At 40.1% G+C, this 3,390-nt stretch carries 2 protein-coding genes; both read left to right on the forward strand.

Going from position 1 to position 3,390, the window contains the following annotated elements; all coding sequences use genetic code 11:
• Window positions 1-2,572: pneumococcal-type histidine triad protein (locus tag D8787_RS10930; protein WP_125423824.1), on the forward strand; the 2,572-nt coding region annotated here is incomplete at its 5' end.
• A 191-nt stretch (window positions 2,573-2,763) separates the two neighbouring features.
• The coding region (locus D8787_RS10935; RefSeq protein WP_125423827.1) for a pneumococcal-type histidine triad protein at window positions 2,764-3,390 on the forward strand (627 nt) is incomplete at its 3' end.

Raw genomic sequence — 3,390 nt, forward strand, 5'->3', positions numbered from 1 at the left:
CTATGTTTACCTTAAAGATGCGGCTCATGCGGACAATATTCGGACAAAAGAAGAGATTAAACGTCAGAAGCAGGAACATAGTCATAATCATAATGAAAGCACAGATAATGCTGTTGCTGCTGCAAGAGCTCAAGGTCGCTATACAACGGATGATGGATATATCTTTAATGCATCTGATATCATTGAGGACACAGGGGATGCCTATATTGTTCCTCATGGCAATCACTTCCACTATATTCCTAAGAGTGACTTGTCTGCCAGTGAATTAGCTGCTGCTCAAGCCTTCTTATCTGGAAAAGGTGGTCAATTAAGTACAGTTGAATATCGTTCGAGCAGAGCTGAAACAAAATCTAGTGTGAGAACGAGTCAAGCTGAGACTCCTCAAAATCCTGCAACAGCTCCTGAGAGTCAAAATGAGGACTTGGATAGTCTCCTTCAAGAATTGTACGCTTTGCCACTTAGTCAACGTCATGTGGAGTCTGATGGATTAGTGTTTGACCCAGCACAGATTACAAAACGTACTGCAAATGGTGTGGCAGTGCCTCACGGGGATCATTTCCATTTCATTCCTTATTCGCAAATGTCTGCCTTGGAAGAAAAATTGGCTCGAAATCTGCCAATTGGAGGCCAGCCAGTTCAAAGTCATTCTGACAATTCGAAACCAAGCAGTCCTGCGAAACCAAATTCAACGATTAAACCAAACTTTAATCTCAATACGCCGGCACCGAATAGAGCAACTGGAGGCGCTTATACAACGGATGATGGGTATGTCTTTAGTCCGACAGATGTGATTGAAGATACAGGTGACGCTTTTGTTGTACCGCACGGCAATCATTTCCACTATATACCTAAGAGTGATTTGTCAGCAGGAGAATTGGCTGCCGCCCAAGCCTATTGGAATGGGAAGCAGGGCTCACATTCTGCTACAAGTTCAAGTAAACCAAGTAGTAACAATCCAAATCCAGTCCAACCAAGTTTGACAGAGACTCCTAATCTGACTGTCACGCCAACTTATCATCAAGACCAAGGGGAAGACATTCCGACACTCTTACGTGAATTGTATGCCAAACCTTTGTCAGAACGTCATGTGGAATCGGATGGCCTAGTATTTGATCCAGCACAAATTATCAAACGTACAGCTAATGGTGTCGCAGTGCCCCACGGAGATCATTATCACTTTATCCCTTATGCACAAATGTCACCGCTGGAAGAAAAATTGGCTCGTATGGTAGCTGTCAAAGGACAAAATGGCAGTGTCTTGCCAAGTGTTACTCCTCTGAAGCCAGCCCCTACTACCAAACCTCTTGCACCAGTGGAAAATAAACCGACTGAACTTGATGTCAACCAGGTTGTTAGAAAAGTTGGCGACGGTTATATTGTCGAGGATAAGGGAGTCAGTCGTTATGTTCTAGCTAAAGACTTGGCTAAGGATAAGATTGACGCTATTGAAAATCTCTTGTCTAAGAAAACTCAAGAAACACACGCTCTAGTTGCGAAGAAAGAAAATGTACCACCTCGTGATCAAGAATTTTATGATAAAGCATATAATTTATTGGCCGAGGCTCATAAAGCCTTGTCTGAAAATAAGGGTCGTACTTCTGATTTCCAAGCTTTAGACAAATTAGCAGAACGCTTGAATGATGAATCTTCTAATAAAGGAAAATTGGTAGATGATTTATTGGCATTCCTAGCACCAATTACCCATCCAGAACGACTTGGCAAACCAAATTCTCAAATTGAATATACCGAAAACGAAGTCCGTATTGCTCAATTAGCTGATAAGTATACAACGTCAGATGGTTACATTTTTGACGAACATGATATTATCAGTGATGAAGGAGATGCCTATGTAACGCCTCATATGGGCCATAGTCACTGGATTGGAAAAGACAGCCTTTCTGATAAGGAAAAAGCTGCTGCTCAAGCCTATACTAAAGAAAAAGGTATTTTACCTCCATCTCCAGACGCAGATGCTCAAGCAAATCCAACTGGAGATAGTGCAGCGGCCATTTACAATCGTGTGAAAGGGGAAAAACGGATTCCTCTCGTACGACTTCCATACATGGTCGAGCATACAGTTGAAGTTAAAAATGGGAATTTGATCATTCCTCATAAGGATCATTACCATAATATTAAATTTGCTTGGTTTGACGACCACTCATACAAGGCTCCAAATGGTTATACTCTGGAAGACTTATTTGCTACGATTAAGTACTATGTTGAACATCCTGACGAACGTCCACATTCTAATGATGGATGGGGCAATGCCAGCGAGCATGTCTTAGGTAAGAAAGACCACAGTGAAGATCCAAATAAGAACTTCAAAGCGGATGAAGAGCCAGTAGAGGAAACACCTGCTGAGCCAGAAGTCCCTCAAGTAGAGACTGAAAAAGTAGAAGCTAAACTCAAAGAAGCAGAAGCTTTACTTGCTAAAGTGACTGATGCGAGTTTGAAAGCCAATGCAACAGAAACCCTAGCTGGTTTACGAAATAATTTGAGCCTCCAAACCATGGATAATAATGGTATCATGGCAGAAGCAGAAAAATTACTTGCGTTGTTAAAAAGAAAATAATCCTCCATCTGTAAGTAAGGAAAAAATAAACTAATGAAAAATGAAAGTCTCGATAAAGAGGCTTTTATTTTTATTATGTGGATATGTAAAATTCTTGACAATCGATATTAAAAAGAGTAAACTATTAACTAGTTAATTAACCGGTTTATTATTTTATGATGAATCAAATAGAGTTAAGAAAAGAGGAAAGAATGAAAATCAATAAAAAATATCTAGCTGGGTCAGCAACTGCACTTGTTTTAAGTGTCTGTGCTTATGAATTAGGTTTGCATCAAGCTCAAACTGTAAAAGAAAATAACCGTGTTTCATACATCGATGGCAACCAACCAAGCCAAAAGGCAGAAAATTTGACACCTGATGAAGTCAGTAAAAAAGAAGGTATAAATGCCGAGCAAATCGTCATCAAGATCACTGATCAAGGTTATGTGACCTCTCATGGAGACCATTATCACTACTATAATGGAAAGGTTCCTTATGATGCTATCATCAGTGAAGAGCTCCTCATGAAAGATCCAAATTATCAGTTGAAGAATTCAGATATTGTCAATGAAATCAAGGGTGGCTATGTGATTAAGGTAGACGGAAAATACTATGTTTACCTTAAAGATGCGGCTCATGCGGACAATATTCGGACAAAAGAAGAGATTAAACGTCAGAAGCAGGAACATAGTCATAATCATAATGAAAGCACAGATAATGCTGTTGCTGCTGCAAGAGCTCAAGGTCGCTATACAACGGATGATGGATATATCTTTAATGCATCTGATATCATTGAGGACACAGGGGATGCCTATATTGTTCCTCATGGCAATCACTTC

The sequence above is a fragment of the Streptococcus mitis genome (assembly GCF_003944325.1).
Taxonomy (GTDB): Bacteria; Bacillota; Bacilli; order Lactobacillales; family Streptococcaceae; genus Streptococcus; species Streptococcus mitis_CW.